Here is a 4,521-nt window from a genome sequence, read left to right as displayed (position 1 = left end):
CCAAAACCGAGCGCCAGATGGTCGAAGAGATCCATGGTCGGTACTCCCGCTCAGGCCGTGATGAAACTCGGCCACACGGGGAACTGCAGCTTGAGCGTCCAGACGAATGCCACATAGCTGCCGATGGCCAGCACCGTGGCCAGAACGAACACCGCCCGGGCGCTGAATTCGCTGCCCGCGAGGCTGGAGATGAAGGTCAGCGCGTAGATGCCGGCGATCAGGCCCAGCGCCGGAATTCCCAGGCTCGGCAGCCCCCCGAGCAGAATGCCGAAGGCAAAGTTCGCCGCGAGGATGAAGAACAGCGGCCTCCAGGCCCATTGGCCGATGCGCTCGCCATCCGGCGTTTCCACGGTGGTGGCCTTGAAGGTGATCACGGCGCCGATGAGGGCCAGCAGGATTCCCAGCAACAGCGGGAAGTAGCCCGGCCCCATGTGCGAGCCGCTGCCCACGTTGTACGTGGTGGCGCCCCACGCGAACGCCGTACCTACCCCCAGGAACATGAGGCCGGCAAAAAAGTCTTTCTGGCTTTTGATTTTCATGAAACGTCTCCTTGGCGGAATTTTGCCCCCGCGATTGTGAGCGCAAGCGCGGCGCGTGCCGATGTGGATTTCACCTACATCCGGTAACGGGCATTGCCCAGGTGCCTTTCTGATGCCGCGTCATTCCAGCGGTGGTGTTGCCGCAATCACCTCGTCCATGGTCGTCAGGCCATCGGCCACGCGCAGCGCGCCCGCCAGGCGCAGCGGGCGCATGCCGTCCTGCACGGCTTGGCGGCGCAGCGTGTCGATGGAGGGCGCCTGGTTGATCCTCTCCTTGAGCGCCGCGCTCACCGTGAGCAGCTCGTACAGGCCCGTGCGCCCGCGAAAGCCCCCCATGCGACAGTCCACGCAGCCCACGGGTTTATAGGGCTGGTAGGCGCCGTTGATCGTCCAGGGCCGGACGGCCTGCACCAGCGCCTCGCGCGTTGCCTCCCCGTCCTTCTGCTTGCACTGCAGGCACAGCGTGCGCACCAACCGCTGGGCCAACACGCCGAGCAGGGTGGCGTTGATGAGATAGGGCGCAATGCCCAGTTCGAGCATGCGGGTGATCGCCGAAGGCGCGTCGTTGGTGTGCAGGGTGGAGAACACCAGGTGGCCCGTGAGCGCCGCCTGTATGGCCATTGCTGCGGTTTCCAGATCCCGGATTTCGCCGACCATGATGATGTCCGGGTCCTGGCGCATGAGCGCGCGCAGTCCCTCGGCGAAGTTGAAGTCGAGCTGCGGCTGGACCTGCGTCTGGTTGAAGCTGGGTTCGATCATTTCGATGGGGTCTTCCACCGTGCTGACGTTCACCTCCTCGGTCGCCATGCGTTTCATGGTGGAGTACAGCGTGGTGGTCTTGCCCGATCCGGTGGGTCCGGTCACCAGGATGATTCCGTGCTGGTGCTTGGCCAGGGCCTCCCAGCGCTGCGCGTCATGCTGCGCAAAGCCCAGCGCGTCCAGGTCCTTGACGGCGTTGTCCGGGTCGAAGATGCGCATCACCATCTTCTCGCCAAACGCGGTGGGCAGCGTGGACAAACGCATTTCCACCTCCTCGCCGCGCTGGTTGCGCGTCTTGATGCGGCCGTCCTGCGGGCGACGCTTTTCCACCACGTCGATGCGGCCCAGCAGCTTGATGCGCGCGACCATGGCGTTGTGCACGCCCATGGGCAGCTGATACACCGGGTGCAGAACGCCGTCGATGCGAAACCGGATCACGCCCTGGTCACGGCGCGGCTCCAGGTGGATGTCGCTCGCGCGCTGGTCAAAGGCGTACTGCCAGAGCCAGTCGACCACCCGGACCACGCCCTGGTCGTTGGCGTCGAGCTGCTTGTTGCTCTTGCCCAGTTCCACCAACTGCTCGAAGCTGCTGCCGCCCGCGCTGCCCCCGGCCTTCTGCGCGGCGCGCACCGACTTGGCGAGCGCAAAGAACTCGGCCGTGAAACGGTGGATGTCCTGGGGGTTGGACACCACGCGCCGCACCGCGCGGCGCGACTGGCGCTCGACCTCGGCCACCCAGTCTTCGATGAAGGGCTCGGCCGTGGCCACCACCACCTCGCTGGCCGTGACCTGCACCGGCAACACCTTGTGGCGCTCGGCGTAGGTGGCGCTCATGGTGTCGGCGACACGGCCCACGTCGACCTTCAGCGGATCGATGCGCAGATACGACAGCCCCGCCCGCTTGGCGAGGTATTCGGTCAACGCCTCGATGTCCAGCGGCTTGCCGTCGCTGGAGCGCTCCATGGCGACGCTGGCGAGCCGCACCAGCGCGTGCTGCGAGCTCTCGGCCTGCGAGCAGCGGGCGATGGTGCGACTCGCCTCCGCGCGCGAGATGACGTGGTCTTCGCTGAGCCACTGCACCAGGCGGCGCCAGTCGATCGGGCCGACGGGAGCTGCCGCCGTGGCACGGGACGCGGAGCCCGGGGAGCCGGCAGGAACAGGCATCAAAAAAACCTTTCAGAAGGCGCCACGGGCAGCGCAGACGGCGGGGCCGGATGCATTGCGCGCTCCATGCATGTTTTCGGTCACGCCGCCACGGGCTTGAACACCCGCAGCCACTTGGTCGCGGGCAGACCCCAGCGCGCCCGGACGACCTCGGCGCGCCCGAGCAGTTCTGCGTGCCCGGGTCGCATGGGGCTGCGCTGGGCCAGCACCACCGTGTTGCCTTCGCGCGTGGGCTCGAAGGCCCAGAGCGCCCGCTCGCCAAACGCCTGCGCCATGCCTTCCAGGCTGCGCTCGGCCAGCGCTTCGCGGCCAAACAGATTCACCGTCATACAGCCCGTTTCGGTCAGCAGCGCGCGGCAATCGGCGTAGAAATCCGGGCTGTCGAGCACCGGCGCCGCGGCCTCCTGGTCGTACAGGTCCACGGCCAGCGCGTCCACGCTGCCTTGCCATATGGGGTGGCGGATTTCCTGCGCCGCGTCGGCAAGAACCACCCGCAGCCGGGGCCCGTCGGGGGGCAGCTTGAACCACTGCCGGCACACCGCCAGCACCTGCGGGTTCAGCTCGATGGCGGTGCTGCGCAGGCGCAGCCTCTTGTGGCAGAACTTGGTGATCGCGCCGGCCCCCAGGCCCAGTTGCATGGCGTGGCCCCGGCAGACCTGCGCCGGCTCGGCGAACAGCAGCCAGACCATCATGCGCTGCACGTACTCCAGACTCAGCGCGAACGGCTCGGCGATGCGCATGGAACCCTGGATCCAGGGGCTGCCCAGATGCAGGTGGCGCACTGTGCCGTCGTCAGAAACGCTGACCTCGGGCAAGGTGGTGGCGAAGGGATTTTTCTTGTGCATCATGCAAACAGCAAATCAGTCCAAGCCGTCACAGCAAACGCTGGGCCGACATCAGCGCCGCCCAGGCCGCCAGCTTGCGCGCGAAACTCCAGGAGGCATTCGCCGGGCTGCTCGACGGCAGCCGGACCGCCGCCACCGCCGCACCGGGGGGACCGCCCGCCCGGCCCGCATCCAGACCGTCCAGCACCGCCCGGGAATGCCGGAAGCTCTCGGCCCCATTGTGGGCAACGGCGGCGAGCCGGGGACAGCCGCCATGCAGGCGGGAAAAGTCGTTTACCCGGGGGTGGCGAATGCTGCTGTCCAGACTGCCCGCGCGTTCGCAGCTGGCGTACACGTCCCACAGGCCCAAGCCGCGCGCCAGCAGCCACGCGCAGCGGGCCGGATAGTCGGGCGGCAGGGGATGCTGCGGCCACAGGGCCTGAAGAATCTTCCAGAAATGGTTCTGCGGATGCGCGTAGTACGCGCCGGCGCGCAGCGACGCAGCGCCCGGAAAGCTGCCCAGGACCAGCACCACCGTCTGCGCAGAGACCACCGCAGGCAGGCCGTGCAGACGCAGCCCCCGGGCTGGGAGAGGAAGGGACGCCGGCGTCGCTCCGGTGGCTATGGCTTCTGGCATCCGCCTATTCTGGCCCGAAACCGCGCCCGGGCCTTGCAGGATGCAGAAAAACAGTCGCTTGCCCGTGCGCCGTGCACCGCCCTAGACCAGCGCCCGTAACCGGGGAAGCGCGGCGAGCGCATTCGCGCTGCTGCTTTCGGCGAGCGACTCCGGCGGCTGGCCGCGCAGCTGCGCCAGCACGGCGGCGATGCGCGGCAGCTCCCGGGGCGCATTGCGTCCCTGGGGTCGGCCCTGCGCGCGCTGCGCGGCGCTGACGTAGAGCCAGTGCGGGGGAATGTCGGGCGCGTCGGTTTCCAGCACCAGCGCGTCTGCGGGCAATTCGGCCGCGAGGCGGCGCAGCTGCAGCGCCCGGTCGTAGGTCAGCGCGCCCCCGAAGCCGAGCTTGAAACCCAGCGCCAGGAACGCCCGCGCCTGCTGCAAGCTGCCGTTGAACGCATGCGCAATCCCGCCCGGCACCGGCAGCGCGCGCAGCCCTTTGAGCAATTCGTCGGCCGAGCGGCGCACATGCAGGATCACCGGCAACCCGAAGCGGCGCGCGAGCCGCAGCTGCTCCCGGTAGAAGCGCTCCTGCCGCCCGGGGTCCGGGTCGGGGACGAAG

Annotated in this window: 5 protein-coding genes; all 5 read right to left on the bottom strand. The window is 68.3% G+C overall.

Annotated features, from left to right (window positions below; genetic code table 11):
* Positions 1 to 50: 50 nt before the first annotated feature.
* The gene (locus VTU_RS0104550; RefSeq protein ID WP_010101278.1) at positions 51 to 539 is read right to left on the bottom strand and encodes a tripartite tricarboxylate transporter TctB family protein; all 489 of its coding nucleotides are present in this window, start codon (positions 537 to 539) and stop codon (positions 51 to 53) included.
* 120 nt (positions 540 to 659) lie between these two features.
* Positions 660 to 2,462 (bottom strand): type IV pilus assembly ATPase TfpB, encoded by a 1,803-nt coding sequence (gene tfpB, locus VTU_RS0104545; RefSeq protein WP_010101277.1) that lies wholly within the window; start codon positions 2,460 to 2,462, stop codon positions 660 to 662.
* Positions 2,463 to 2,542: 80 nt separating this feature from the next.
* Entirely contained in the window at positions 2,543 to 3,310 is a 768-nt protein-coding gene (locus VTU_RS0104540; protein ID WP_010101275.1) for a class I SAM-dependent methyltransferase, read from the bottom strand.
* A 25-nt stretch (positions 3,311 to 3,335) separates the two neighbouring features.
* The gene (locus VTU_RS0104535; RefSeq protein ID WP_029554108.1) at positions 3,336 to 3,923 is read right to left on the bottom strand and encodes a DNA-deoxyinosine glycosylase; all 588 of its coding nucleotides are present in this window, start codon (positions 3,921 to 3,923) and stop codon (positions 3,336 to 3,338) included.
* Between the two features lie 81 nt (positions 3,924 to 4,004).
* A partial coding sequence (locus VTU_RS0104530) for a TatD family hydrolase (protein WP_010101273.1) occupies positions 4,005 to 4,521 on the bottom strand: 517 nt, incomplete at its 5' end.

It is taken from the genome of Verminephrobacter aporrectodeae subsp. tuberculatae At4, assembly GCF_000193225.1.
GTDB classification, from domain to species: Bacteria; Pseudomonadota; Gammaproteobacteria; order Burkholderiales; family Burkholderiaceae_C; genus Acidovorax; species Acidovorax aporrectodeae.
This window is presented reverse-complemented; position numbering and strand designations above follow the sequence as displayed.